This window comes from Pseudomonas sp. S2_F07 (assembly GCF_054668325.1).
The window spans coordinates 2,674,986-2,700,654 of the sequence record NZ_CP162758.1 but is presented as its reverse complement, the minus strand read 5'-3'; the positions used below and the strand labels follow the sequence as shown (position 1 = coordinate 2,700,654).

The following is a 25,669-nucleotide window of genomic DNA, read 5'->3' as shown; positions in this document are numbered from 1 at the left end:
CGAGTGCCCATGCCTGCCATCGATCACCCGCTGATAGACCAATTCCTCGATGCCCTGTGGCTGGAGAAAGGCCTTTCCGATAACACCCGCGATGCCTATCGCAGTGACCTGGCGCTGTTCAACGGCTGGCTGCAGGACAAAGGGCTGGAGCTGGTCAATGCCGGGCGCGAGTTGATACTCGACCACCTGGCCTGGCGTCTGGAGCAAAACTACAAGCCTCGTTCCACTGCGCGCTTTCTCTCGGGGGTGCGTGGCTTTTATCGTTACCTGCTGCGGGAAAAGATGATCTCGGTCGATCCGACATTGCGCGTTGATATGCCGCAACTCGGCAGGCCGCTGCCAAAGTCCTTGTCCGAGGCGGATGTGGAAGCCTTGCTGAAGGCGCCCGATTTGAGCGAGGCCATCGGCCAGCGCGACCGGGCCATGCTTGAAGTGCTGTATGCCTGTGGTTTGCGGGTGACCGAGCTGATCAGCCTCACCCTGGAGCAAGTCAATTTGCGTCAAGGCGTGTTGCGAGTGATGGGCAAGGGCAGCAAGGAGCGGCTGGTGCCGATGGGCGAGGAGGCGATTGTCTGGGTCGAGCGCTATATGCGTGATGCCCGCAGCGAACTGCTTGGCGGGCGTCCCAGCGATGTGTTGTTCCCGAGCCAGCGTGGCGAGCAGATGACCCGCCAGACCTTCTGGCACCGGATCAAGCACCAGGCCAAGGTGGCGGGGATCGGCAAGTCGCTGTCGCCACACACCTTGCGCCATGCCTTCGCCACGCACCTGCTCAACCACGGCGCAGACCTGCGGGTGGTGCAGATGCTGCTGGGGCACAGCGATTTATCGACGACGCAGATCTACACCCATGTTGCCCGAGCGCGTTTGCAGGATCTGCATGCCAGGCATCACCCCCGGGGTTGACCGAAAAACCTGTGGGATTGTGCAGCCACAAATGTCTTGCATCAGGTGCATTCGGCCCTGCGGACCTTATGTGATAGGCTGGGCCGGTTTGCACGATGGGCGGTTATGACCCGGTGTTTCGGCACGGGCGTTCTGATCGTCCCATATGTTCGCCTTCAGGAGTTCTCATGCGTCTGACCCAGATTTTCGCCGCCGCAGCCATTGCGTTGGTCAGCACCTTTGCCGTCGCCGATGACGCGGCCGACAAAGCCATTCGTAAAAGCCTGGAAAACCTCCAGCTCGAAGTGCCGGTAGAGACCATCACCGCCAGCCCGTTGCCAGGCCTGTACGAAGTCAAGCTCAAGGGCAGCCGTGTGCTGTACGCCAGCGCCGACGGCCAGTACGTGGTCCAGGGCTACCTGTTCGATCTCAAGGACGGCAAGCCGGTCAACCTGACCGAGAAGACCGAGCGCCTGGGCATCTCCAAACTGATCAACAACATTCCGGTTGCCGAAACCGTTGTCTACCCGGCCATTGGCGAAACCAAGTCGCACATCACCGTATTCACCGACACCACCTGCCCGTACTGCCACAAGCTGCACGCCGAAGTGCCTGAGCTGAACAAGCGCGGCATCGAAGTGCGTTACGTCGCGTTCCCGCGCCAGGGCCTGGGCTCGCCGGGTGACGAGCAACTGCAAGCGGTGTGGTGCTCGAAAGACAAGAAAGCGGCCATGGACAAAATGGTCGACGGAAAGGAAATCAAGGCCGCCAAGTGCGATAACCCGGTTTCCAAACAGTTCGCACTCGGCCAGTCGATCGGCGTGAATGGCACACCGGCCATCGTTTTGGCCGACGGTCAGGTCATTCCGGGCTACCAGCCTGCGCCACAAGTCGCCAAACTGGCGCTGGGCGCGAAGTAAATTCGCATCGTCACGGCGAGCCTTGACGATCATGGTCCGGCAGCGACATTCGCCGGGCCATCAATAGAGAGCCGCGAGCATGCGGTTGTTTTCACGGCCGGCCTCGAGTCGGCCGTTTTATGGGGAGTTCACAGTGAAACCGGTCAAAGTAGGCATCTGTGGGTTAGGAACCGTCGGTGGCGGTACCTTCAACGTACTTCAGCGCAACGCCGAGGAAATTGCTCGTCGTGCCGGGCGTGGGATCGAAGTGGCACAAATTGCCATGCGCACGCCAAAGCCTCAGTTCCAAACGACCGGTATTGCGATTACCAACGATGTCTTCGAAGTGGCCACGAACCCTGAGATCGACATCGTTATAGAGCTGATGGGCGGCTACACCGTTGCCCGCGAGCTGGTACTCAAGGCCATCGAGAATGGCAAGCATGTGGTCACCGCGAACAAGGCGCTTATCGCCGTTCACGGTAATGAAATTTTCGCCAAGGCCCGCGAGAAGGGCGTGATCGTTGCGTTCGAAGCGGCGGTGGCCGGTGGCATCCCGGTGATCAAGGCGATCCGCGAAGGCCTGTCCGCCAACCGCATCAACTGGGTGGCCGGCATCATCAACGGCACGGGCAACTTCATCCTCACGGAAATGCGCGAGAAGGGTCGCACCTTCGAAGACGTATTGGCCGAAGCCCAGGCCCTGGGTTACGCCGAAGCCGATCCGACCTTCGACGTCGAGGGTATCGACGCGGCTCACAAGTTGACGATCCTGGCTTCGATTGCGTTCGGTATTCCGCTGCAATTCGACAAGGCCTACACCGAAGGCATCACCAAGCTGACCACCGCCGACGTGAACTACGCCGAAGCGCTGGGTTACCGCATCAAGCACCTGGGCGTGGCGCGCAGCACCGCGGCCGGTATCGAACTGCGCGTGCACCCGACGCTGATCCCGGCCGATCGCCTGATCGCCAACGTCAACGGCGTGATGAACGCGGTGATGGTCAACGGCGATGCTGCCGGTTCGACCCTGTTCTACGGCGCTGGCGCCGGCATGGAGCCGACTGCTTCGTCGGTGATCGCCGACCTGGTGGACGTGGTCCGCGCCATGACCTCCGACCCGGAGAACCGCGTGCCGCACCTGGCGTTCCAGCCGGACTCGCTGTCGGCTCACCCGATCCTGCCGATCGAAGCCTGCGAAAGCGCCTACTACCTGCGTATCCAGGCCAAGGACCATCCGGGCGTATTGGCTCAGGTCGCGAGCATCCTCTCGGAGCGCGGCATCAACATCGAGTCGATCATGCAGAAGGAAGCCGAGGAGCACGACGGCCTGGTGCCGATGATCCTGCTGACCCACCGCGTGCTGGAACAGCACATCAACGATGCCATCGCTGCTCTGGAAGCTTTGGCGGGTGTGGTCGGTCCGGTTGTACGGATCCGTGTCGAGCACCTGAACTAAGCCGATATCGTTGACCGGGCTCGCTTGCGGGCCCGGCACTACGAACACTGTCCATTGGAGTCAGTCATGCGTTACATCAGTACCCGCGGCCAGGCACCGGCCCTGAATTTCGAAGACGTCCTGCTGGCAGGCCTTGCCACCGACGGCGGTCTGTACGTCCCGGAAAACCTGCCACGTTTCACCCAGGAAGAAATCGCCTCCTGGGCCGGCCTGCCATATCACGAGCTGGCTTTTCGCGTCATGCGCCCGTTCGTCACCGGCAGCATTCCGGACGCCGATTTCAAAAAGATTCTTGAAGAAACCTACGGCGTGTTCGCCCACAGCGCTGTTGCGCCGCTGCGTCAGCTGAACGGCAACGAATGGGTGCTGGAGCTGTTCCACGGCCCGACCCTGGCGTTCAAGGACTTCGCCCTGCAACTGCTGGGTCGCCTGCTCGACTACGTGCTGGAAAAGCGCGGCGAGCGCGTGGTGATCGTCGGTGCAACCTCCGGTGACACCGGTTCGGCCGCCATCGAAGGCTGCAAGCACTGCGAAAACGTCGACATCTTCATCCTGCACCCGCACAACCGGGTGTCCGAAGTGCAGCGTCGGCAGATGACCACCATCTTCGGTGAGAACATCCACAACATCGCCATCGAAGGTAACTTCGATGATTGCCAGGAAATGGTCAAGGCGAGCTTCGCCGACCAGGGCTTCCTCAAGGGCACTCGCCTGGTCGCGGTGAACTCGATCAACTGGGCGCGGATCATGGCCCAGATCGTTTACTACTTCCACGCAGCGCTGCAACTGGGCGGCCCGGCGCGTTCGGTGTCGTTCTCGGTGCCGACCGGCAACTTCGGCGACATCTTCGCCGGTTACCTGGCGCGCAACATGGGCCTGCCGATCAACCAGTTGATCGTCGCCACCAACCGCAACGACATCCTGCACCGCTTCATGAGCGGCAACCAGTACGTCAAGGAAACCCTGCACGCCACGCTGTCGCCATCCATGGATATCATGGTGTCGTCGAACTTCGAACGCCTGCTGTTCGACCTGCACGGTCGCAACGGCGCGGCCATCGCCGGGCTGATGGATTCGTTCAAGCAGGGCGGCGGTTTCAGCGTCGAGCAAGAACGCTGGACCGAAGCCCGCAAGTTGTTCGACTCGCTGGCCGTGGATGACGCGCAAACCTGCGAAACCATCGCCGAAGTCTACGAGCAGACTGGCGAAGTGCTGGATCCGCACACTGCCATTGGCGTGAAAGCTGCGCGGGAATGCCGTCGCAGCCTGGACATTCCAATGGTGATCCTGGGCACCGCCCACCCGGTCAAATTCCCGGACGCGGTGGAAAAAGCCGGTGTAGGAAAAGCTCTTGAACTGCCAGTACATCTTTCTGATTTGTTTGAGCGAGACGAACGTTGCACCGTATTGCCAAATGACCTGAAGGCCGTGCAGGCCTTTGTCAGCAAGCATGGCAACCGTGGCAAGCCCCTGTAACCGGTCAGCGCTGTTACATTTTGAAGCCCGTCTCCTGACGGGCTTTTTCATTTCTGCATGCACACTTGTCGTGTTATCGCCGCGAAGGGACAGGCGAATGGATCACCAAGGACGTGGGAATGCTGTTTACAAGTGTGTTCAAGCCAGTCGCGCGCTGGCTGATTTTATTCGGCATGCTGGGAATCGCCGAATGGGGCGGGGCGAACCCTGCGTCGATTCAGGAGCGTGGAAAGCCTGTCGCACGCTCAATGGTCGTGCTGGATGACCAGGAGTTGCAGTGGATGGCCAGCCATCCACGGGTCGTGGTCACGGCACTGGAATACCCGTTGTACCTGTTCAAGGATGAACAAGGCCAATGGACGGGCTTGAACAGTGACCTGCTCAAGCGCATCAGTGAGATGACGGGGTTGCAGTTCGTTTACCAGGAGTCTTTCTCCACCGACCAGATGCTGGCCCATCTGGAAAACGGCGCTGCGGATTTGAGTACGACGCTGGCGATGAATGACGAACGCAATGCGTTTCTCGATTTCAGCCATGCATTCGGCGGTGCAGGATGGGTCTTTGTCGGGCGGGCCGGGGCACCGCCGGTGCAAACGCTGGAGGATATGGCGAAGCGGGTACTGGTGCTGCCGACCCGGCATGCACTGGAAGCGGTGATCCGTCGCGATTATCCAGCCATCGAATTGCGTTCGGTTAAAACCCACGCCGAAGCCCGTGCATGGGTTGAAAGCGATGAAGCCTACGTCACCATCGAGAACGAAATCGGCGCCCGGCTTTTTCCGTCGGGGCGGTTGCAGGTCGGGGCTGTGGTACCGGGTAAATGGGATGCGGATTATCTGACGTTGCGCAAAGGCCAGCCGCAGCTGTTGAGTATCCTCAATAAGGCGCTTGAGGCGTTTTCTGAACAGGAGTTGCGCGGCCTTCGCCTGAAGTGGTTCGGCGGCGCTACCGTGCCACAGGCGCCTGACCTCTGGCAGCGGATTGACCAGTGGGTTTGCTGGGGCGTGTTGGTGGTCGGCCTGTTCGGTCTGTTGTCCCTGCTCTGGAACCGACGGTTGGCGGTGGTGGTCAGGCAACGGGTCGAGGCCCAAAGCAATCTGCGCGATCAACTCGCTTTCCAGCATGCCCTGATGGATGCCATGCCTGACCCGATGTTTGTCCGTGATCTGCAAGGGTGCTTGATCATGTGCAACAAAAGTTATGAGGACGCCTTGTCGACGCGTTTTGACCGGATGCAGGGGCGGCAGTTGATTGAGGTCGACGCCATGCCCAGGCAAACCGCGGAACTGCTGCATGCCGAGTACATGGCGCAATTGAGTTCACGCAGGACGCGCTTTTTCGAGCGTCAATTGATGTTCAAGGACGGAGTCAGGGATATCTACCAGTGGACGGTGCCGTTTTACACGGCCGATGGCCAGCTACGGGGATTGCTGGGGGGATGGGCCGACATCGCCCGGCGCACCCGACAGGCGTGATGATGGCGTTTTTTCTCTGTCATGTTCGCCGTGCATGCTCACTTGACTGGGTTGCAGGTTCGCCTGCGGTCAGTATCCAGAACTTTCTTCTCGGGCCAGCGGTCATTTGTTGTAGGCATGCCCCAGGCACGTTGTTTTCGGACTATTGAGTGGTGATCGGGATGGAAAGTATCAGTCTGTTGCTCGGTGAGGCGCTGAGCCCGTATCAGGTTACGTTGACCCCGTCAGGCATTCGTGGCGAATGCCGGGTGACCCTGAAGAATGCTATGGGCGCCACCGTTGTCGAGCGCGAGTTCAATCAGGCCCAGTTGAATGACAAACGCTTGCTGACGGATGTGGTCGACGGTTTGCATCGCGACGTGCTGATTGCTGAAGGACGTCTTGAGCCTTGTGTCATTGCGGCATTGCGTAATGCGGCGCAGGACAAGCTGCTGGCCAGTCGCAACTGAAAGGTTATTTGCGGGAACCTTCCCGCGCCCAGGTCAGTCAGACTTTGTAACAGCAGGATCAAGCATTGTGCTCCGGTGCTTGTAGCTTGCTGCTACTGGTCTCCAAACAGACCACGTTTAACCCCGAGTCGTCTCCCCACTTCTCGGGGTTTCTTTTGCCCGGGATTTGTCAGGGGGATGCCAGGTCGTCGAAAAACGCCTTGGTATCTTTCAGGTAATCGTTGCGACTCTCCGGATCCAGCCAGGCGGCGTAGGCCTCGTCAAGGCGTTCACGGGGAAGGGTGCGCAGCACCTGGTTGATCTCGACAATGGCCTGCCGGCCCTTTGGCGTGTCGGTGCAACCGATGTAACCGGACAGGTATTTGCCCGCGCCACGGATCGGATAGAACTGCAATTCATCCTCGGCAATGCCTTGCAGAGAGGCCTGGTAGCGAATTTCCGGGCGATAACCCAACAGCAGGCGCAAGCGTCCCAGGCGCTGCATCTGCAGCAGGCTGCCCAAGGCGTCGTTACCGTAATGAGCGGTCAGCGCGTCGGCCGGCGCTTGCTTGAGCAGTGCGTCGAGGTATTCGCCGTAATTGCGCTCGGCAATGATCCCCAGTTTTTCGCTGCCGCTGGCGAGCAGTGCTGCCAGGTCCACTTCGCCGTCCTTGATAAAAGGGGCCAGCGCTTTCTGGTCGACGCGCCGCACGGCCAGGCCATTACTCATGGCACGGAAGACCGGGATGGAAAAGGCGATCCACTGTTCCCGTTCCTTGCTCCAGTTCAGCGCCGCATCGCAGACGAGGGACGGCTCGTGGAGCATTTGCAATCCGCGTGCGCGATTGACCCTCATCACGCTGTGCTGGTATTGCGGCATGCTGGCAATCAACAGTGGAAGCAGTTGATCGATTACGCCCTGGCCTTTTTTCGGCCCCTCGAAGATCGTCAGTGGCGGCAGGTCGCGCTTGAGCCAGATCAGGGTTTCCCTGGTTTGCGCCAGGGCTGAGGGGACCGGTTCAAGGAGCAGAAGCGAAATCGCCAGCACGCACAGCAGCCACCCGCCGCGTGACGGGCAGGGTCCAATGTCCCATGCAGGCAGGCGCCTCAGTTCAGATGGCTCCGTCTTTGCGCAATTGTGCGATCTGCGTCGCGTCATAGCCAAGTTCCTGGAGTACCTGTGCGTTGTGCTCACCCAGTTGTGGCCCGACCCATTCACATTCCCCGGGTGTCTCTGAGAGTTTCGGCACAATGCCCGGCATCTTGAAGTCTTTGCCGTCCGGCAGCTTGGCTTGCAGGAACATTTCCCGTGCCAGGTACTGAGGGTCATTGAACATGTCTTCGGCGCTGAAGATCCGGCTGGCCGGCACTTCGGCCTGATTGAGCTGCGCCAGCACCGTGTCGAGCGGCAGCGAATTGACCCAGCGATCGATGACGCCATAAATCTCGTCGCGTCGGGCATCGCGGCCATCGTTGCTGGCAAGCTGGGTGTCGTTGGCCAGGTCTTCGCGGCCAATGATCAGCATGAAGCGTTTGAAAATCGCGTCGCCATTGGCGCCTATCTGCACGTGCTTGCCATCGGCACTGGTGTGGATCGAGGACGGAGTGATGCCGGGCATGATATTGCCCGTGCGTTCGCGGATGAAGCCGAACACGTCGAACTCCGGGACCATGCTTTCCATCATCGCGAAGATGGCTTCGTACAGCGCCACGTCCACCACTTGCCCCTGGCCGCCGTTGACTTCACGATGACGCAGGGCCATCAACGCGCCGATCACGCCCCAGAGCGCGGCAATCGAGTCGCCGATGGAAATGCCGGTGCGCACCGGTGGGCGGTCTTCGAAGCCGGTGATGTAGCGCAGCCCCCCCATGGATTCACCGACAGCGCCAAAGCCGGGCTGATCCTTCATCGGGCCGGTCTGGCCGAAACCCGACAGCCGCACCATGACCAGCTTCGGGTTCAGGGCGTGCAGGACGTCCCAGCCCAGGCCGAGTTTTTCCAGGACGCCGGGGCGAAAGTTTTCGATCAGGATGTCTGCCTCACCCAGCAGCTGTTTCAGGATCGCCTGACCATCGGGATGCTTGAGATTGAGGGTCAGGGACTTTTTGTTGCGAGCCTGGACGAACCACCACAACGAAGTACCTTCATACAACTTGCGCCATTTGCGCAATGGATCACCGCCGTCCGGGGATTCGATCTTGATCACGTCGGCACCGAATTCAGCGCAAATGCGCGAGGCAAACGGGCCGGCAATCAATGTGCCCAATTCGATGACTTTCAGACCGGAAAGCGGTTTGGCGGTGAACGGCATGCTGGATCCTGTGGGGCAAAGGTTGGGCGAATAGAGCGTTTTAGCATAGCCGACTGTCCGACGCTCCAGCTTGATGGTGTTCAATTCGTGGATTGCCCGTTGCATCGGTTAGACTTGCCGCCTTTCCTCGTATCAAGAAGCCCGTTCATGGCCCAGCCGTCCACGACCTACAAGTTTGAACTGAACCTCACCGACCTCGACCGCAGCGTCTATGAGAGCGTGAAGCAGACCATCGCCCGTCATCCTTCGGAAACCGAAGAGCGCATGACCGTGCGCCTGCTGGCCTACGCCCTCTGGTACAACGAGCAGCTGTCTTTTGGCCGTGGTCTGTCAGAAGTGGATGAACCGGCCTTGTGGGAAAAAAGCCTGGATGACCGCGTCCTGCACTGGATCGAAGTCGGCCAGCCGGATGCCGAGCGCCTGACCTGGTGCTCGCGCCGCACTGAGCGTACCAGCCTGCTGGCCTATGGCAGCCTGCGTGTGTGGGAGGGCAAAGTGGTGCCGGCGGTGAAAAACCTGAAGAACGTCAACATCGCTGCCGTGCCTCAGGAAGTCCTGGAAACCCTGGCCAAAGACATGCCCCGCGTCATCAAGTGGGACGTGATGATCAGCGAAGGAACGATTTTCGTCACCGACGACCGTGGTCAGCACGAAGTCCAGCTGCAGTGGCTGGCCGGTGAGCGCGGCTGATTTTTCGCTGCTGCACCGCGTCACCCGGTCTTATCCTACGTATTGAAGAGAAGCATCTTTCACCCCATGCGCATCGAACCTCGCCAGCTGCCCGATACCCTGCCATTCCTCGGTGATATTCCGCCGCTGTTGACCCGCCTGTACGCGGCTCGGGGCGTGCTGTCCGAGGCGGAACTGGACAAGAGCCTGGCGCGGTTGATTCCGTTCCAGCAACTCAAGGGCATCGATGCGGCGGTGGATTTGCTGGTCACGGCACTTGAGCAGCGTCAGCGCATCCTGATCGTCGGCGACTTCGATGCCGACGGCGCGACGGCCAGTACCGTGGGCACGCTGGGCCTGCGTTTGCTGGGTGCGGCACATGTCGATTACCTGGTGCCCAACCGATTCGACTACGGCTACGGCCTGACGCCGGAAATCGTCGCGGTGGCGCTCGAGCGTCAGCCGCATTTACTGATTACCGTCGACAACGGCATCTCCAGCGTCGAAGGCGTGGCAGCGGCGAAAAAGGCCGGGCTCAAGGTGCTCGTCACCGATCACCACTTGCCCGGTGACGAACTGCCGCTGGCCGATGCCATCGTCAATCCGAACCAGCCCGGTTGCGAGTTTCCGAGCAAGGCGCTGGCCGGCGTCGGGGTGATTTTCTACGTGCTGATGGCCCTGCGCGCGCGGCTGCGCGAGCTGGGCTGGTACACAAGCACGCCGCAGCCGAATATCGGCGAACTGCTCGACCTGGTGGCTCTGGGCAGCGTGGCCGATGTGGTGCCGCTGGATGCCAACAACCGGATTCTGGTGCATCAGGGCCTGGAACGGATTCGCGCCGGACGTGCCCGGCCGGGGATCAAGGCGATCCTGGAAGTGGCCAAGCGCGATCATGCGCGCATCACCTCCACTGACCTGGGTTTCATTGTCGGGCCACGCCTGAACGCTGCAGGGCGCCTTGACGATATGAGCCTGGGCATCGAGTGCCTGCTGACCGAAGACGCCGGTCTGGCCCGTGAGATGGCGGCGCAACTGGACGGCATGAACCAGGATCGCAAATCCATCGAGCAAGGCATGCAGCGCGAAGCGCTGGCACAGCTCAAGGATCTGCCGGTGGAGTCGATGCCGTTCGGCTTGTGCCTGTTCGATCCCGAGTGGCACCAGGGGGTCATCGGTATCCTCGCGTCACGGATGAAAGAGCGCTATTTCCGCCCGACCATCGCCTTTGCCGATGCCGGGGATGGTTCGCTCAAGGGCTCGGGGCGTTCGGTCCAGGGCTTTCACATCCGCGACGCCTTGAGCGTGGTGGCGGCGCAGCATCCGAATCTGATCACCAAATACGGTGGGCACGCGATGGCGGCCGGCCTGACGCTGCCGGAAGCGAATTTCCCCTTGTTCGCCGAAGCCTTCGACGCTGAAGTGCGCCGGCAACTGCGCGAAGAAGACCTGACGGGCCGTCTGTTGTCGGACGGCACCCTGGCGGTGGAAGAGTTCCACCTGGAACTGGCACGTGCCCTGCGGCATGCCGGCCCTTGGGGTCAGCACTTCCCGGAGCCGTTGTTTCATGGGGTATTCCAGTTGGTCGAGCAGCGTGTCGTTGGCGAGCGGCACCTTAAAGTCGTGCTCAAAAGTGAGTGTGGTTCGGTGAAACTCGACGGCATTGCCTTCGGGATCGACCGCGACATCTGGCCGAATCCGACCATCAAGTGGGTGGAACTGGCCTACAAGCTCGACCTCAACGAGTTTCGTGGCAACGAGACGGTTCAATTGATGATTGCCCACATCGAACCGCGATAGTGCGTTAAAGATCAAAAGATCGCAGCCTTCGGCAGCTCCTACAAAGGCATGACGTACACCTGTAGGAGCTGCCGAAGGCTGCGATCTTTTCTTGAACCCTCCACTGATCTCCGATGTCGACTAGGCTCTAAGCACTGCTTGATTTTGGCCTTGTGACGTCTTGTCGAATTTTTTGCCCGCGGGGGCGGGTGTTGTACCTTTTTCCTGTCACTCGTCGACTATTCAAACAGAACCTGGAGCCTGCCCACTGATTCGAGAGGTGCCCCATGAGTCTGCTGCTTGAACCCTTTACCCTTCGCCAATTGACCCTGCCCAACCGCATCGCGGTATCGCCGATGTGCCAGTACTCCAGCGCCGATGGCCTGGCCAATGACTGGCATCTGGTCCACCTCGGCAGCCGCGCTGTCGGCGGGGCCGGGCTGGTGTTTACCGAAGCCACGGCGGTCACCGCCGACGGGCGTATCACGGCCGAGGACCTCGGTCTTTGGAATGACGAACAGATCGAACCCCTGCAACGTATCACCCGCTTTATCACCGCCCAGGGCGCCGTTGCCGGCATTCAGCTGGCTCATGCCGGGCGTAAGGCAAGCACCTACCGGCCGTGGCTCGGCAAGCATGGCAGCGTCAAGCCCGATGAAGGCGGCTGGGTGCCGGTCGGCCCTTCACCGATTGCATTCGATCCACAGCACACCCAACCCAGGCAACTCGATGACGGCGAGATCGCCAAGGTCATCCAGGCCTTTGTCGATGCGGCAAAGCGCTCACTGACGGCCGGTTTCAAGGTGGTCGAAGTGCATGCGGCCCATGGTTACCTGCTGCATCAGTTCCTGTCACCGTTGAGCAATCAGCGTCGCGATCAATATGGCGGTTCGTTCGAAAATCGCATTCGGCTGGTGCTGCAAGTCACCGAAGCGGTGCGTGCGGTGTGGCCTGAAGAGTTGCCGGTGTTTGTCCGGGTATCGGCCACCGACTGGGTGGAAGACGGCTGGAACCCCGATGAAACCGTGGAGCTGGCACGACGCCTCAAGGCCCTGGGGGTCGACCTGATCGACGTCTCGTCGGGCGGGACGGCGGTGAATGCGGAGATTCCCACAGGGCCGGGTTACCAGACCCGCTTCGCCGAGCGGGTGCGCAAGGAGTCGGGCATGGCCACCGGTACGGTCGGCATGATCACCGAGCCGGCCCAGGCCGAGCACATCCTGCGCACCTGTCAGGCGGACATCATCTTCCTCGCTCGTGAGTTGTTGCGCGATCCGTACTGGGCGCTGCACGCGGATGACGATCTGGGCGGGCACAAGGCTGTATGGCCGGCGCAGTATCAGCGGGCGACTCACCGTGAGCAGCCGATTCATGAATCGGATTTGCGCGACTGAAATCCATCGATACGAAAAAGCCCCTGAATCGCGAGATTCAGGGGCTTTTGTTTATGCCGGTGACCGATCAGGCCGCTTCGATCTTGCTGCGATTCTTTTCGACCTGGCTCAGGTAGCCCTTGAGCTTTTCCTGTTCGGCCGTCGTCGTGAACAAGCCGAGCTTGCTGCGACGCCAGAGGATGTCGTGGGCGCTGGTGGCCCATTCTTCGCTGCACAGATAGTCGACTTCGCGGGTGTAGAGACCGCCGCCGATGTGCTCGCCCATATCGCCGAGGTCCTGTACGCCTTCGAGCATGCGCCAGGTACGGCTGCCGTAGGTGGTGGCCCAGCGGCGCGCGATCTCGCTCGGTACCCAGTCGAATTTGTCGCGGATACGCGAGCTCAAGGCTTGCGGGGTGGTCATGTCTTCACCGCCCGGCAGCGTGGCGCTGGCGGTCCAGCTTGGCTTGATGTGCTTGAAGTAGGGTGCCAGTTGCGCCAGTGCCGACTCGGCCAGTTTGCGATAGGTGGTGAGCTTGCCGCCGAACACCGACAGCAACGGAGCCTCTTCGCCAGTGCCAGACAGCGCCAGGGTGTAATCGCGGGTCACGGCCGACGGGTTGTCGGACTCGTCGTTGCACAGCGGACGCACACCTGAATAGCTGTGCAGAATGTCGTCGCGGCTAATTTGCTTTTTGAAATGGGCGTTGACTACGTTCAACAGGTAATCGGTTTCGCCGTCGGTAATTGCCACTTTCGCCGGATCGCCGGTGTATTCGCGGTCGGTGGTGCCGATCAGGGTGAAGTGATTCAGGTACGGAATGGTGAACACGATGCGCTGATCTTCGTTTTGCAGGATGTGCGCGTGTTCGCCTTCGTACAGTTTCGGCACGATCAGGTGGCTGCCCTGGATCAGGCGGATGCCGTATGGCGACTCCATCTTCAAGTCATCACGAATGAACCTGGCGACCCATGGCCCGGCCGCGTTCACCAGTGCCTTGGCGCGGATCGAAAACAGGCTGCCGTCGGCGCGTTCCAGGTGCAGGTGCCACAGACCCTTGGTGCGGCGTGCGCTGACGCAGCGGGTCTGGGTATGAACGTGGGCGCCTTTTTCCCTGGCGGCCATGGCGTTCAACACCACCAGGCGCGCGTCATCGACCCAGCAATCTGAGTATTCGAAGCCCTTGGTGATCTCGCTTTTGAGCGCGCTGTCGGGGCCGAACTTCAGGCTTTTCGAACCTTGCAGTTGCTCGCGCTTGCCCAGGTTGTCATAGAGGAACAGACCGGCACGAATCATCCAGGCAGGGCGCAGGTGCGGGCGGTGCGGCAACACGAAACGCATTTGCTTGACGATGTGCGGAGCCTTCGCCAACAGCACTTCACGTTCGGCCAGGGCTTCGCGCACCAGGCGGAATTCGTAATGTTCGAGGTAGCGCAGGCCGCCGTGGATCAGCTTGCTGCTGGCCGACGAGGTATGGCTGGCCAGGTCATCCTTTTCACAAAGGAACACCGAAAGACCGCGACCGGCGGCATCCGCTGCGATCCCCACGCCATTGATCCCGCCACCGATGACGGCGATATCGTAGACCTCGGCGAGAGGGGGCGTAGGCAAGGTGGAAGTGGGCATCGGCACGGCCTCGGAATTCTTTGATGTTCTGTATTTGAATTCGAACATTAATGTTCATTTGCGAAAATACTAGCCCATAAAGACGCGCACAGCCAGTCAGCTTCGATTGAAAATACTCATCGAAGGGCGGTTAAAGGAAAATTTACGAACATAAAAGCAAAAGATCGCCCGAGCGCGGGGCGATCTTTTAAGACTGGGAAGGGGTTAAACGACTTCCAGCCGAACCTTGTGCTGGTTCAACAACTGCGCCAGCGCCGGGGAAGGCTGCTGATCGGTGACCAGGCAATCAACCAGGCTGATCGGCCCCAAGCGAATCATGGCGTTGCGCCCGAACTTGCTGGAGTCGGCCGCGAGGATCACTTGCCGGGCATTGGCGATGATCGCCTGGGATACCCGCACTTCCTGATAGTCGAAGTCCAGCAGGCTGCCGTCTTCATCGATGCCGCTGATGCCGACCAGGGCGAAGTCGACCTTGAACTGGTTGATGAAGTCGACACTGGCCTGACCGACCACGCCGCCGTCACGCCGTACATTGCCACCGGTCAGCAGTACGTCGAAGTCGTCCTTGGCACTGAGCATGGAGGCGACGTGCAGGTTGTTGGTGATGATTTTCAGGTGGCTGTGGTTGAGCAGTGCCCGGGCAATGGACTCGGTGGTCGTGCCGATGTTGATGAACAACGAGGCATGGTCGGGAATCTGTGTGGCAATGGCTTCGCCGATACGCTGTTTCTCGTCGCGCATCTGATCGGCGCGCATGGCGTAGGCGGTGTTTTCAACGCTGGAGTCGTAAGCCGCGCCGCCGTGGTAGCGACGCAACAAATTGGCTTCCGCGAGCTGATTGATGTCGCGGCGAATGGTCTGCGGGGTTACTACGAACAGAGTGGCCATTTCCTCGATGCTGACATAGCCGCGTTCGCGGACCAGTTCGAGGATTTGCTGCTGACGGGGAGGCAGATTCATGGGGCGTCCTTTGGGCTGCCGTGCAAAATTTGCCCATGATGCCGCAGGAATCCCCTCCCTACCAGTTACATACAGATACGGGAACTGGAGTTCGCTTATTCAGCCTCGTCTTCAGCCGCCCAATTTCGGGTGCGGCTGACCGCTTTTTTCCATCCTGCGTAGAGTTTTTCCTTCGCCGTTTCATCCAGCGTCGGCTCGAACTTGCGCTCGATCACGGCCTTGCCGCGCAACTCTTCCAGGCTACCCCAGAAGCCACAGGCCAGGCCTGCCAGGTAAGCCGCGCCCAGTGCCGTGGTTTCACGCATTTGCGGACGCTCGACCTGCGTGCCGAGGATGTCGGCCTGGAACTGCATGAGGAAGTTGTTGGCCACAGCGCCGCCATCCACGCGCAGGGCCTTGAGGCGTTCGCCGGAGTCCTGCTGCATGGCGTCGAGCACGTCGCGGGTCTGGTAGGCAATCGACTCCAGCGCGGCACGAATGATGTGATCCACGCGTACGCCGCGGGTCAGGCCGAACAGTGCTCCACGGGCGTACGGGTCCCAGTAGGGAGCGCCAAGACCGGTAAAGGCCGGCACCAGGTACACGCCGTTGCTGTCCTTGACCTTGTTGGCGAAGTATTCGGTGTCGTGGGCGTCGTTGATGATTTTCAGTTCGTCACGCAGCCACTGCACGGTAGAACCGCCGTTGAACACTGCGCCTTCGAGCGCGTAAGCGACTTCGCCACGTGGGCCGCAAGCGATGGTGGTGAGCATGCCGTGTCGGGATTTCACCGCTTTGTCGCCGGTGTTCATCAACAGGAAGCAGCCAGTGCCGTAGGTGTTTTTCGCCTGGCCTGGCTCGACGCACATCTGGCCGAACAGGGCGGCTTGCTGGTCGCCAGCGATGCCGCCGATGGCGATTCCGCTTTTGGTGCGGCCATAAATTTCCGAGGACGATTTAACTTCCGGAAGCATTTCGCGCGGAATATCCAGCACTTCCAGCATCTTCGCGTCCCACTCCAGGGTGTGGATGTTGAAGAGCATGGTGCGCGAAGCGTTGGTGTAGTCGGTGACATGCACCTTGCCGCCGGTAAACTTCCAGATCAGCCAGCTGTCGACCGTGCCGAATAGCAGCTCACCGTTGCGCGCGCGTTCGCGGCTGCCTTCGACGTTGTCGAGGATCCACTTGAGCTTGGTACCGGAGAAATATGGGTCGGTGACCAGGCCGGTGGTATCGCTGATGTATTGCTCGTGGCCATCGCGCTTGAGTTGCTGGCAGATCTCGGTGCTGCGGCGGCACTGCCAGACGATCGCGTTGTAGATCGGGCGGCCGGTGTTCTTGTCCCAGACCACGGTGGTTTCGCGCTGGTTGGTGATGCCGATGGCTGCCACCTGGTCGTGGTGCAGGCCGGCTTGCGCCAGGGCCTCGACCATCACGGCGCTTTGGGTGGCGAAGATTTCCATCGGATCGTGTTCGACCCAACCGGCTTGCGGGTAATGCTGCGCGAACTCCCGTTGGGCGGTGCAGACCACGTTCGCGTCGCGATCGAAAATGATTGCGCGGGAGCTGGTCGTACCCTGATCGAGGGCAATGATGTAGTTCTTATTCTGTGTGTCGGTCATGTCGATTGCCTTGGACGAAATAAGGGAGTGAGGTCTGGCGCGCGATCAAAGGGCAGTGGCACGCGCCAACGGAATCAAGAAGTTCTGGGTTTGCCGTCAATGGCAGCTGTTGCATCCTTTGTAGCAGGTACGGCGCTGGGCAGATGGCGGGCAATCAACCCGCGATAGGCGGCGGCACCGAGGCAGGCACCGACAATCGGTGCAAAAACAGGAATCAGGAAATACGGGATATCGCGTCCGCCGGTGAAGGAAATTTCACCCCAGCCAGCGAAGAAAGTCATCAGTTTCGGACCGAAGTCCCGCGCAGGGTTCATGGCAAAACCGGTCAGCGGTCCCATCGAACTGCCGATCACCGCAATCAGCAGGCCGATCAGCAGCGGTGCCAACGGGCCTTTGGGCAGGCCATTATTGTCATCGGTCAGGGACATGATCACGCCCATCAGGATGGCCGTGATGATCACCTCGACCAGAAGTGCCTGGGCGGTGGTCAGCACAGGATTCGGAAAGGTGGAGAACACGGAGGCCAATTCAAGGCTGGCTTGAGTGCCGCGAACCATGTGGTGAGTTTGTTCGAATTCGAAAAATAGATTGCTGTAGAGGGTGTAGACCAACAACGCTCCACAGAAGGCGCCCGCCACCTGGGCAAGTATGTAGAAAGGCAATTTACGTTTTTCGAAGTCCGCGAAAATGCTCAGGGCAATGCTGACGGCGGGGTTCAGATGAGCACCGGAAACTCCGGCGGTAAGGTAGATCGCCATGCTGACGCCGACGCCCCAGATAATGCTGATTTCCCACAAGCCAAAACTGGCACCCGCGACCTTGAGCGCGGCAACACAACCTGTACCAAAAAAATTAGCAGCGCCGTACCCAGGAACTCGGCCATGCATTGGCTCGAGAGCGACGGTTGTTGTAAAGCAATTGTCATTGAAACCTCTTTTTTTGTTGTCTGGCGCTTTTATCCATCATGGTCGGAGCGCGTTTTTCGCCGAGGCAGGATCCCCATCCTGGTCGCGGTTTACTGCTGGGTGCAGCGGTAGGACGTTTCGTACAGTTTCATAAACGAAAAAATATAGACAAGAAACGCTGCTGTCAAAGGTCGAAAGTGAACCGTCGGTCACAAAAAAACTATTCGCTGTATGAATGAACGGGTTGTTGAGGAATGGGATGGCCAGGCAATGGCGTTATGGATACGCCGCCGTAGAGCCTTTTAATGATCAATGTCCTAGAATCGGGCGCAGTATTTTTCTACTGTCGCCCAGTCTGGAGCTGTCATGACCCCCGCATTGGATTTGTTGAAAAAGGTTCGGGCCGAACATCGCGTACACAGTTACGAACATGACCCGAAGGCCGCCTCCTACGGATTGGAAGCGGCGGAAAAACTCGGGCTCGATCCGGCTCAGGTGTTCAAGACCTTGCTGGCGGCCAGTGAAAAGGGCGAGTTGCTGGTGGCCGTGGTGCCGGTTGTCGGCAGCCTGGACTTGAAAGGACTGGCCCACGCCGCGGGCGTGAAAAAGGTCGAAATGGCCGACCCTGCAGCGGCGCAGCGCTCCACTGGATATCTGTTGGGCGGGATCAGTCCGCTGGGGCAGAAAAAGCGTTTGCGTACCTTCATTGATAATTCGGCCCAGCCCTTCGCCAGCATTTTTGTCAGTGCGGGTCGACGTGGGCTGGAAGTCGAGCTGGCACCGGCAGTGCTGGCCGAACACACCCAGGCGAAGTTTGCCGATATCGGCCGTGCGTGAGCCTCTAAGCGGGTGCAGCTCTGTATGGTGAAAATCAGCCTGCTCTGTCACTGGTGCCAGTTGGGCCGGCGCGGCATGCTCGACGGTCTGACAAAGGGAGAAGGTTATGCAGCTTGAGTTTCATCAGGTCGACGCGTTCAGCAATCAGTCATTCAGCGGCAATCCGGCAATGGTCTATCGGCTCGATACCTGGCTCGCCGATGAGCTGATGCAAAAGATTGCCGCTGAGCACAACCTCGCCGAGACGGCGTTTGTCGTGCGTGAAGGGCAGGGCTGGCACATCCGTTGGTTTACGCCGACCACCGAGGTGCCATTGTGCGGTCACGCGACGCTGGCTAGCGCCCATGTGCTGTTCGAGATCTATAAAGAGCCCGTCGAGCGACTGGACTTCACCTGCAAGTCCGGCCCGTTGAGCGTGACCCGTGAAGGTGGGCGCCTGTGGCTGGATTTCCCGGCGATCACTGCGTCGCCGGTGAACGTAATCCCGGACATCGAGCGTGCACTGGGCGTGAAAGCTCTCGAGGTACTGGCTTCGAATGAGCTATTCGTGGTGCTGGAGTCCGAGCAAGCCGTGCTCGACTGCAAGCCGGACATGGTGGCCCTGGCGAAACTGCCATGGCTGGGCGCCATCGTGACGGCGCGGGGCGAGCAGCACGATTTCGTGTCCCGTTATTTCGCGCCGGCAATCGGCATCAACGAAGATCCGGTCACCGGATCGACCCATTGCCTTCTGATTCCGTACTGGTCAAAGCGTTTGGGTAAATCGAGCCTGACGGCTTTTCAGCGTTCGGCGCGGGGTGGGGCGTTGTTCTGCCAACTGGAAGGCGATCGGGTGAAGATCGGCGGGCATGCGACACTCGTAGCAAGCGGAACGCTGATGCTGGGTTAACGCAAATCCAGTGTGGGAGCGGGCTTGCTCGCGAATGCGGACTGTCAGTCAACATCATCATTGGCTGACACACCGCCTTCGCGAGCAAGCCCGCTCCCACAATTGTTTCGTGTGTATCAGTTGGCGGTGCTGTAGCGGCGGACACCGGATTCAGCCACCGGAATCTGCGCCGCCGTGCTGCCGGAAGCCTGGAACAGCACCAGGTGTTCAGCCGCGACACGAATACCCACTTGCGCTCCAACCTGACGATCGACATGGCTCGGGAAGATCGATTCCAGCTGTGCGCCAGTCGGCAGTTGCAATCGATACAGGGTCGATGCACCCAGGAACGTCTTGCCGGAAATTCGCGCCTTCAGTGCGCTGTCCGGCGCATAGACGATATCGTCCGGGCGCAGCAGCACGTCCACGGCGCCGCCTACCGGCCAGGTGTAGGCCCGATTGCCGCGCAACTCACCCAGCTCGGTTTGCACCGACTCGGGGCTGCTCAACTGACCGCGAATGAAATAGCCCTGGCCGATGAAACTCGCGACAAAGGGTGTCAGGGGTTCGTGATACAGGTTGTAGGGCGTATCCCACTGTTCCAGGCGACCTTCCTTGAACACGCCAACGTGGTCGCTGACCGCGAAGGCTTCTTCCTGGTCGTGAGTCACCAGAATCGCGCTGGTGCCACGGGCCTTGAGGATGTCGCGTACTTCATGGCTGAGCTTGCGGCGCAATTCGCCATCAAGGTTGGAGAACGGTTCGTCGAGCAGCAGCAGTTGCGGTTCTGGCGCCAGGGCGCGGGCCAGGGCGACACGTTGCTGCTGACCACCGGAAAGCTCGTGGGGGAAACGCTTGCCGAGGTTCTTCAGGTTGACCAGTTCCAGCAGTTCTTCGGTCACGCGATCCTTTTGCGGATGCTTGCGAATGCCGAAGGCGATGTTGTCGGCCACGCTCAAATGCGGAAACAGCGCGTAGTCCTGGAACACCATGCCGATACGACGTTTCTCCGGCGCGAGGGTGAAACCGGCGCTGGAGATGGTTTCGCCAGCCAGCTGGATTTCGCCTTCGTGAACGGGTTCGAAACCGGCAATCGCCCGCAGGGTGGTGGTCTTGCCGCAGCCAGAAGAGCCCAGCAGGCAACCGATGTCGCCTGCGTTCAGGTGCAGGTTGAGGTTCTGCACCACGCGCTGGTCTTGATAGCCGCAGGCGAGGTTGCGCAGGTTAAGCAGTAATGGCTGGCTCATGCGTGATGGTACGAAGGCGGAACGAGGAATTCGAGCAAGGCCTTTTGCGCATGTAGACGGTTTTCGGCTTGATCCCAGGCCACGGAGCGCGGGTCGTCGAGCAGGTCGACACTGATTTCCTCGCCACGGTGCGCCGGCAGGCAGTGCATGAACAGCACGTCCTCAGCGGCCAGATCGAGTAGGGCGCGGTTGACCTGATACGGTGCGAACAGTTGCAGGCGCTTGGCGGTTTCCTCTTCCTGGCCCATGGAGGTCCAGACGTCGGTGCTCACAAGGTGCGCACCACGCACGGCTTCCTTCGGATCGCGAACGATGGTGACCCGATCGCCGGCCTTGGCCAGGAACACCGGGTTGGGCTCGTAGCCTTCCGGACAGGCAACGCGCAACTGGAAGTCGAACTGGATCGCCGCTTCTATATAGCTGTTGCACATGTTGTTGCCGTCGCCGATCCAGGCCACGGTCTTGCCCTGGATGGAGCCGCGGTGTTCGAGGAAGGTCTGCATGTCTGCCAGCAACTGGCACGGGTGCAGGTCATCGGACAGGCCATTGATCAGCGGGACGCGCGAATTGGCGGCGAATTCGGTCAGGGTGCTGTGGGAAAACGTACGGATCATCACCGCATCAAGCATGCTCGACATGACAATGGCGGCGTCGCCGATCGGCTCGCCACGGCCCAGTTGGGTGTCACGGGGTGACAGGAAGATCGCCTGGCCACCGAGCTGGATCATGCCGGCTTCGAAGGAGATCCGGGTGCGGGTCGAGGATTTCTCGAAAATCATCCCGAGCACGCGGTTTTTCAGAGGCTCGAACAGTACGCCGCGGTTACGCAGGTCCTTGAGCTCAACGCCTCGACGGATCACGCTGACCAGCTCTTCGGGCGTGCAATCCATCAGGGAGAGAAAGTGCCTTGCGCTCATCATTGACTACCTTTTGCTACAAACCGCAGATGCTCAAAGCCTTGTTTAACGGAACAACGGGCGAGACCTGCGGCGTAAGCCGCACGGGGCGACGAAATAGGGGGAGGCGCGATCTTATAATTAAATGTCGCGTCTTACCAATAGGGCTACAGTTTTTAGGGAGTTTCAGAGGTGCTACGGGTTTACCGAGGTAGCGCATTTGAAGCCTGTTTCCTGATAGCAGCGGTTCATTTGTACACCGGCCCCTCGGGGCTTGGCAATCAGGCTGGGCGGCAATGGTGCGCTGACAGTCGGTTTCTGACCTGTCATTCATCAGCGCCGGGCTCGACGAGCACTGGCGCCTGATCGGCGAGCTGACCGGAGTGCATGGCCCTCACGGGCCGATTGAAACCCTTCAGGAAATCCAGTTGCAAGCGCCGCCCAGGCTGCCTTCGAACTGAACCCGGACGGCCATCGGCTGGCCTGATAACCCTCGATTCACAAGATGAACGTCGCTGGCGTGGCGGCGGCTCTGGCGCCATAGTTTTGTTTCCGCGGCCAACGTTGCCCGCCCAAAACAAGACAGAGACTGGCCATGACCAAGACTCTCCATCACCGTGCTTGCCATTTGTGCGAAGCCATCTGTGGCCTGACCATCGAAACCACCGAGGTCGAAGGCGGTAACGTCCAGATCACTTCGATCAAGGGCGACCCCCAGGATACGTTCAGCCGTGGGCACATCTGCCCCAAGGCCGTGGCGTTGCAAGACATACAGAGCGATCCGGATCGCCTGCGTCAACCGATGCAGCGAGTGGGTAATGAATGGCAGCCCATCGAGTGGGAAGCGGCATTCAATCTGGTCGCCGATCGTCTCGCCGCCATTCAGGAGCATCACGGGCAAAATGCCGTGGCGGTCTATCAGGGCAACCCGAGCGTGCACAATTACGGGCTGATGACCCACAGCAATTACTTCCTTGGCCCGCTGAAAACCCGCAACCGGTTTTCCGCCACCTCGGTCGATCAATTGCCCCATCACCTGACCAGTCATTTGATGTACGGCCACGGTTTGCTGTTGCCGATCCCGGACATCGATCACACCGATTTCATGCTGATACTGGGCGGCAACCCGCTGGCTTCGAATGGCAGCATCATGACCGTGCCGGATGTGGAAAAGCGCTTGAAGGCGATACAGGCCCGTGGCGGCAAAGTGGTGGTAGTCGATCCGCGTCGTAGTGAGACGGCGGCGATTGCCGACCAGCACTTGTTCGTGCGCCCGGGGGGGGATGCCGCGCTGTTGTTCGGCCTGCTCAATACCTTGTTCGCTGAAGGTCTGACCCGCGACAGCCATCTGCCGGTGGACGGCCTTGAGGACGTGCGGGAGGCCGTCGCGCCGTTCACCGCCGAGGCCATGAGCCCGTTGTGCGCCGTGCCGGCCGAACAGATCCGCCAGTTGGCGCGGGACTTTGCCGCGGCGCCCAGTGCTGTCTGCTATGGCCGCATGGGCGTTTCGACCCAAGCCTTCGGTACGCTGTGCCACTGGGTGGTGCAGTTGATCAACCTGGTCACCGGCAATCTCGACCGCGTGGGTGGTGCCCTGTGTACGGAGCCAGCAGTGGACCTGGTGGCGACGACTTCGGGCGGGCATTTCAATCTGTGGCAGAGCCGGGTCTCCGGGCGTCCGGAGTACGCCGGAGAACTACCTGTCTCGGCGTTGGCCGAGGAGATGCTCACCGAAGGGGAAGGGCAAGTCCGCGCGTTGATCACCGTGGCAGGCAATCCGGTACTGTCCACACCCAATGGCCGAAAGCTTGAGCAGGCGCTGGACGGGCTGGAGTTCATGGTCAGTATCGACCTGTACATCAATGAAACCACGCGTTACGCCGACCTGATCCTGCCGTCCACATCGGCGCTGGAAAACGATCATTACGACACCACGTTCAACCTGTTCGCGGTGCGCAACGTCAGCCGTTTCAACCGCGCCATCCTCGCCAAGCCCGAAGGTGCCTTGCACGACTGGGAGATTTTCGTCGGCCTGGCCAAGGCATTTGCCGCCAGGACCGGCAAAGAATTGAAGCCCACCATTGCCCCGGCGCAAATGATCGATCGTGGCCTGCGCATGGGAATGTACGGTGACAACTCAGAGCACAAGCTATCGCTGGCGACCTTGTTCGATCATCCCCATGGCGTCGATCTGGGCGCGCTCAAGCCTAACCTGACGCCCCGCCTGAAGACTGCCAATCAACGCATCCAGGCCGCACCGGCCGCGATTCTCGCTGACCTTGCGCGCTTCGCGGCCTTACAGGCGCCGGCTGCCGACGAGTTGTTGATGATTGGCCGCCGGCATGTACGCAGCAACAACTCATGGATGCATAACTATCATCGGTTGGTGAAAGGCAAGCCACGTCACCAGTTGCTGATGCATCCGGACGACCTGGCCAGTCGCGGGCTCAGCGACGGACAGCGTGTTCGGGTCAGCTCGCGGGTGGGCGTGATCGAAGTCGAAGTGCTTGGCAGTCTGGAAATGATGAAAGGTGTGGTCAGCCTGCCTCACGGCTGGGGACACGCGCGGCCGGGCGTGCAAATGACGATTGCCAGCAGCCAGCCGGGATCGAGCGCCAACGATCTGACCGACGACTGCCAGCTTGACGAGTTGTCGGGAAATGCTGCACTCAATGGTGTGCCGGTGACCGTGGCGGCGGCTTGAATCAGTCAGACGGAGAGACCGAGCAGGGCGCTCGGCTTTCCGTTACAATGCGCCACCGTGCCGACCCATGAGTCGGAAAGTTCAGTCGAGGTGCTCCATGGATATCATCGAAACGATTAAAGAGCAGATTGCCAACAACACCATTCTGCTTTACATGAAAGGCTCGCCGAATGCCCCGCAGTGCGGCTTCTCCGCGAAAGCCGCGCAGGCCGTGATGGCATGTGGCGAAAAGTTTGCGTACGTGGACATCCTGCAGAACCCGGAAATCCGCGCCAACCTGCCTAAATACGCCAACTGGCCAACCTTCCCGCAACTGTGGGTCGGCGGTGAGCTGGTCGGCGGCAGCGACATCATGACTGAAATGGCTGCTGACGGTTCGCTGCAGAGCCTGATCAAGGACGCCGCCGCCAAGGCTGCTGCTCCAAAGACCGAAGCCTGATTTCCTTGGCTCCCCCGTAGGAGCTGCCGCAGGCTGCGATCTTTTGATCTCCAGCAATAAAAAGCCCCGCTACTCGAAAGAGTGCGGGGCTTTTTATCAAGTTCGAAAAGTTACTGCATAGTTGCCGCTGTAATCGCCAGGATCGCAGCCTGCGGCAGCTCCTACTCTTCGCCCATCTGCGATTGCAGGTAGTTCTCAAGACCCACTTTATCGATCAGGCCCAATTGGGTTTCCAGCCAGTCGATATGTTCTTCTTCGGACTCGAGGATATCTTCAAGCAGCTCACGGCTACCAAAGTCGCCAACTTTTTCGCAATGAGCGATAGCCGCTTTGAGATCGGCATGGCCGGTTTTCTCGATACGCAGGTCGCACTCCAGCATTTCCTTGGTGTGCTCGCCGATGTGCAGCTTGCCCAGGTCCTGGACGTTCGGCAGGCCTTCAAGGAACAGGATGCGCTTGATCAGCTTGTCCGCGTGCTTCATCTCGTCGATGGATTCGTGGTACTCGTGCTTGCCGAGCTTGTTCAGGCCCCAATCTTCATACATGCGCGCATGCAGGAAGTATTGATTGATCGCGACCAGCTCATTGGCAAGGATCTTGTTGAGATGCTGGATGACTGTAACGTCGCCTTTCATGATGGGGTCCTGCCCTGTATTAGCTGTCAATAGAGCTGAGTTTGAGCCGGGTATTTAATAGTGTCAAACCTAAGTTATTGAAACTTAAATGAAAATTAATCGGAATAAGAATGTTTGTGTTCCGCGTCTAGGGCATAACTAGTTGATTTTGAGGCATAAAAAAACCGGACATATGTCCGGTTCTTTGAAATTCGATAT

General features: G+C 59.8%; 21 protein-coding genes and 1 pseudogene. 13 read left to right on the top strand and 9 right to left on the bottom strand.

Annotated elements, in window-relative coordinates; genetic code table 11:
• Positions 1–9: 9 nt before the first annotated feature.
• From xerD to AB4O40_RS12040, 6 genes are all read left to right on the top strand, one after another.
• Positions 10–906 (top strand): site-specific tyrosine recombinase XerD, encoded by an 897-nt coding sequence (xerD, locus tag AB4O40_RS12065; RefSeq protein ID WP_056726159.1) that lies wholly within the window; start codon positions 10–12, stop codon positions 904–906.
• Between the two features lie 167 nt (positions 907–1,073).
• Positions 1,074–1,805, top strand: a complete 732-nt coding sequence (gene dsbC / locus AB4O40_RS12060; protein WP_056726158.1) for a bifunctional protein-disulfide isomerase/oxidoreductase DsbC — start codon at positions 1,074–1,076, stop codon at positions 1,803–1,805.
• A 133-nt stretch (positions 1,806–1,938) separates the two neighbouring features.
• On the top strand, positions 1,939–3,243 hold the full coding sequence (locus AB4O40_RS12055; protein WP_007998527.1) for a homoserine dehydrogenase: 1,305 nt from the start codon (positions 1,939–1,941) through the stop codon (positions 3,241–3,243).
• Positions 3,244–3,309: 66 nt separating this feature from the next.
• Positions 3,310–4,719 carry a threonine synthase gene (gene thrC, locus AB4O40_RS12050; RefSeq protein WP_056726157.1) on the top strand — a complete coding sequence of 470 codons (1,410 nt, stop codon included), beginning with the start codon at positions 3,310–3,312 and terminating at the stop codon, positions 4,717–4,719.
• A gap of 119 nt (positions 4,720–4,838) precedes the next feature.
• Complete coding sequence (locus AB4O40_RS12045) at positions 4,839–6,194, top strand: transporter substrate-binding domain-containing protein (protein ID WP_056726156.1); 1,356 nt, start codon at positions 4,839–4,841, stop codon at positions 6,192–6,194.
• 161 nt (positions 6,195–6,355) lie between these two features.
• Positions 6,356–6,643, top strand: a complete 288-nt coding sequence (locus tag AB4O40_RS12040) for a DUF3509 domain-containing protein (protein ID WP_056726155.1) — start codon at positions 6,356–6,358, stop codon at positions 6,641–6,643.
• Between the two features lie 169 nt (positions 6,644–6,812).
• Here the strand turns inward: AB4O40_RS12040 and AB4O40_RS12035 are convergent, their stop codons facing one another.
• Together AB4O40_RS12035 and AB4O40_RS12030 are read right to left on the bottom strand one after the other, a co-directional pair.
• Positions 6,813–7,781, bottom strand: a complete 969-nt coding sequence (locus AB4O40_RS12035; protein ID WP_056726154.1) for a TIGR02285 family protein — start codon at positions 7,779–7,781, stop codon at positions 6,813–6,815.
• The gene (locus AB4O40_RS12030; protein ID WP_056726153.1) at positions 7,735–8,934 is read right to left on the bottom strand and encodes a CaiB/BaiF CoA transferase family protein; all 1,200 of its coding nucleotides are present in this window, start codon (positions 8,932–8,934) and stop codon (positions 7,735–7,737) included. The genes AB4O40_RS12035 and AB4O40_RS12030 overlap by 47 nt, the downstream gene beginning before the upstream one ends.
• Before the next feature lie 147 nt (positions 8,935–9,081).
• Between AB4O40_RS12030 and AB4O40_RS12025 the strand changes: the two genes are divergently transcribed.
• The 3 genes from AB4O40_RS12025 to AB4O40_RS12015 all read left to right on the top strand — a co-directional run bounded on the left by AB4O40_RS12025 (position 9,082) and on the right by AB4O40_RS12015 (position 12,773).
• Positions 9,082–9,624: a YaeQ family protein gene (locus AB4O40_RS12025; RefSeq protein WP_007971297.1), complete on the top strand. Its 543-nt coding sequence runs from the start codon at positions 9,082–9,084 to the stop codon at positions 9,622–9,624.
• 66 nt (positions 9,625–9,690) lie between these two features.
• On the top strand, positions 9,691–11,400 hold the full coding sequence (recJ, locus tag AB4O40_RS12020) for a single-stranded-DNA-specific exonuclease RecJ (RefSeq protein WP_460054398.1): 1,710 nt from the start codon (positions 9,691–9,693) through the stop codon (positions 11,398–11,400).
• A gap of 266 nt (positions 11,401–11,666) precedes the next feature.
• Positions 11,667–12,773: an NADH:flavin oxidoreductase/NADH oxidase gene (locus AB4O40_RS12015; protein ID WP_056726151.1), complete on the top strand. Its 1,107-nt coding sequence runs from the start codon at positions 11,667–11,669 to the stop codon at positions 12,771–12,773.
• Between the two features lie 67 nt (positions 12,774–12,840).
• Here the strand turns inward: AB4O40_RS12015 and glpD are convergent, their stop codons facing one another.
• From glpD to AB4O40_RS11995, 4 genes and pseudogenes are all read right to left on the bottom strand, one after another.
• On the bottom strand, positions 12,841–14,379 hold the full coding sequence (gene glpD, locus AB4O40_RS12010) for a glycerol-3-phosphate dehydrogenase (RefSeq protein ID WP_056726330.1): 1,539 nt from the start codon (positions 14,377–14,379) through the stop codon (positions 12,841–12,843).
• A gap of 204 nt (positions 14,380–14,583) precedes the next feature.
• A complete protein-coding gene (locus tag AB4O40_RS12005; protein ID WP_056726150.1) occupies positions 14,584–15,339 on the bottom strand; it encodes a DeoR/GlpR family transcriptional regulator in 756 nt (251 codons plus the stop codon).
• A gap of 95 nt (positions 15,340–15,434) precedes the next feature.
• Positions 15,435–16,940, bottom strand: a complete 1,506-nt coding sequence (gene glpK, locus AB4O40_RS12000) for a glycerol kinase GlpK (RefSeq protein ID WP_223541842.1) — start codon at positions 16,938–16,940, stop codon at positions 15,435–15,437.
• A 74-nt stretch (positions 16,941–17,014) separates the two neighbouring features.
• Positions 17,015–17,865: pseudogene (locus tag AB4O40_RS11995) on the bottom strand (MIP/aquaporin family protein).
• 346 nt (positions 17,866–18,211) lie between these two features.
• Between AB4O40_RS11995 and ybaK the strand changes: the two are divergent.
• Together ybaK and AB4O40_RS11985 are read left to right on the top strand one after the other, a co-directional pair.
• The gene (ybaK, locus tag AB4O40_RS11990; protein WP_007971306.1) at positions 18,212–18,682 is read left to right on the top strand and encodes a Cys-tRNA(Pro) deacylase; all 471 of its coding nucleotides are present in this window, start codon (positions 18,212–18,214) and stop codon (positions 18,680–18,682) included.
• Between the two features lie 106 nt (positions 18,683–18,788).
• Positions 18,789–19,571: a PhzF family phenazine biosynthesis protein gene (locus tag AB4O40_RS11985; protein WP_056726147.1), complete on the top strand. Its 783-nt coding sequence runs from the start codon at positions 18,789–18,791 to the stop codon at positions 19,569–19,571.
• Between the two features lie 116 nt (positions 19,572–19,687).
• Here AB4O40_RS11985 and AB4O40_RS11980 read toward each other — a convergent pair whose 3' ends face one another.
• Positions 19,688–20,797 carry an ABC transporter ATP-binding protein gene (locus AB4O40_RS11980; protein WP_056726146.1) on the bottom strand — a complete coding sequence of 370 codons (1,110 nt, stop codon included), beginning with the start codon at positions 20,795–20,797 and terminating at the stop codon, positions 19,688–19,690.
• Positions 20,794–21,714, bottom strand: a complete 921-nt coding sequence (gene argF, locus AB4O40_RS11975) for an ornithine carbamoyltransferase (protein ID WP_032829900.1) — start codon at positions 21,712–21,714, stop codon at positions 20,794–20,796. The genes AB4O40_RS11980 and argF overlap by 4 nt, the downstream gene beginning before the upstream one ends.
• A 574-nt stretch (positions 21,715–22,288) precedes the next feature.
• On the opposite strand from argF, the gene AB4O40_RS11970 reads away from it, so the two are divergent.
• Positions 22,289–24,397 (top strand): molybdopterin oxidoreductase family protein, encoded by a 2,109-nt coding sequence (locus AB4O40_RS11970; protein ID WP_460054407.1) that lies wholly within the window; start codon positions 22,289–22,291, stop codon positions 24,395–24,397.
• Between the two features lie 97 nt (positions 24,398–24,494).
• Complete coding sequence (gene grxD, locus AB4O40_RS11965; RefSeq protein WP_046042012.1) at positions 24,495–24,836, top strand: Grx4 family monothiol glutaredoxin; 342 nt, start codon at positions 24,495–24,497, stop codon at positions 24,834–24,836.
• A gap of 161 nt (positions 24,837–24,997) precedes the next feature.
• Here grxD and bfr read toward each other — a convergent pair whose 3' ends face one another.
• The gene (bfr, locus tag AB4O40_RS11960) at positions 24,998–25,471 is read right to left on the bottom strand and encodes a bacterioferritin (protein ID WP_056726144.1); all 474 of its coding nucleotides are present in this window, start codon (positions 25,469–25,471) and stop codon (positions 24,998–25,000) included.
• Positions 25,472–25,669 lie beyond the last annotated feature (198 nt).

Coding starts and splice junctions, on each gene's coding strand:
- AB4O40_RS12015 (WP_056726151.1), top strand. CDS start 11,667: ATGAGTCTGCTGCTTGAACCCTTTACCCTTCGCCAATTGACCCTGCCC.
- AB4O40_RS12005 (WP_056726150.1), bottom strand. CDS start 15,339: ATGAATCTGCCTCCCCGTCAGCAGCAAATCCTCGAACTGGTCCGCGAA.
- thrC (WP_056726157.1), top strand. CDS start 3,310: ATGCGTTACATCAGTACCCGCGGCCAGGCACCGGCCCTGAATTTCGAA.
- glpK (WP_223541842.1), bottom strand. CDS start 16,940: ATGACCGACACACAGAATAAGAACTACATCATTGCCCTCGATCAGGGT.
- bfr (WP_056726144.1), bottom strand. CDS start 25,471: ATGAAAGGCGACGTTACAGTCATCCAGCATCTCAACAAGATCCTTGCC.
- AB4O40_RS11985 (WP_056726147.1), top strand. CDS start 18,789: ATGCAGCTTGAGTTTCATCAGGTCGACGCGTTCAGCAATCAGTCATTC.
- AB4O40_RS12045 (WP_056726156.1), top strand. CDS start 4,839: ATGCTGTTTACAAGTGTGTTCAAGCCAGTCGCGCGCTGGCTGATTTTA.
- dsbC (WP_056726158.1), top strand. CDS start 1,074: ATGCGTCTGACCCAGATTTTCGCCGCCGCAGCCATTGCGTTGGTCAGC.
- glpD (WP_056726330.1), bottom strand. CDS start 14,379: ATGCCCACTTCCACCTTGCCTACGCCCCCTCTCGCCGAGGTCTACGAT.
- AB4O40_RS12040 (WP_056726155.1), top strand. CDS start 6,356: ATGGAAAGTATCAGTCTGTTGCTCGGTGAGGCGCTGAGCCCGTATCAG.
- recJ (WP_460054398.1), top strand. CDS start 9,691: ATGCGCATCGAACCTCGCCAGCTGCCCGATACCCTGCCATTCCTCGGT.
- AB4O40_RS11980 (WP_056726146.1), bottom strand. CDS start 20,797: ATGAGCCAGCCATTACTGCTTAACCTGCGCAACCTCGCCTGCGGCTAT.
- ybaK (WP_007971306.1), top strand. CDS start 18,212: ATGACCCCCGCATTGGATTTGTTGAAAAAGGTTCGGGCCGAACATCGC.
- AB4O40_RS12035 (WP_056726154.1), bottom strand. CDS start 7,781: ATGACGCGACGCAGATCGCACAATTGCGCAAAGACGGAGCCATCTGAA.
- argF (WP_032829900.1), bottom strand. CDS start 21,714: ATGAGCGCAAGGCACTTTCTCTCCCTGATGGATTGCACGCCCGAAGAG.
- AB4O40_RS12025 (WP_007971297.1), top strand. CDS start 9,082: ATGGCCCAGCCGTCCACGACCTACAAGTTTGAACTGAACCTCACCGAC.
- AB4O40_RS12030 (WP_056726153.1), bottom strand. CDS start 8,934: ATGCCGTTCACCGCCAAACCGCTTTCCGGTCTGAAAGTCATCGAATTG.
- xerD (WP_056726159.1), top strand. CDS start 10: ATGCCTGCCATCGATCACCCGCTGATAGACCAATTCCTCGATGCCCTG.
- AB4O40_RS11970 (WP_460054407.1), top strand. CDS start 22,289: ATGACCAAGACTCTCCATCACCGTGCTTGCCATTTGTGCGAAGCCATC.
- grxD (WP_046042012.1), top strand. CDS start 24,495: ATGGATATCATCGAAACGATTAAAGAGCAGATTGCCAACAACACCATT.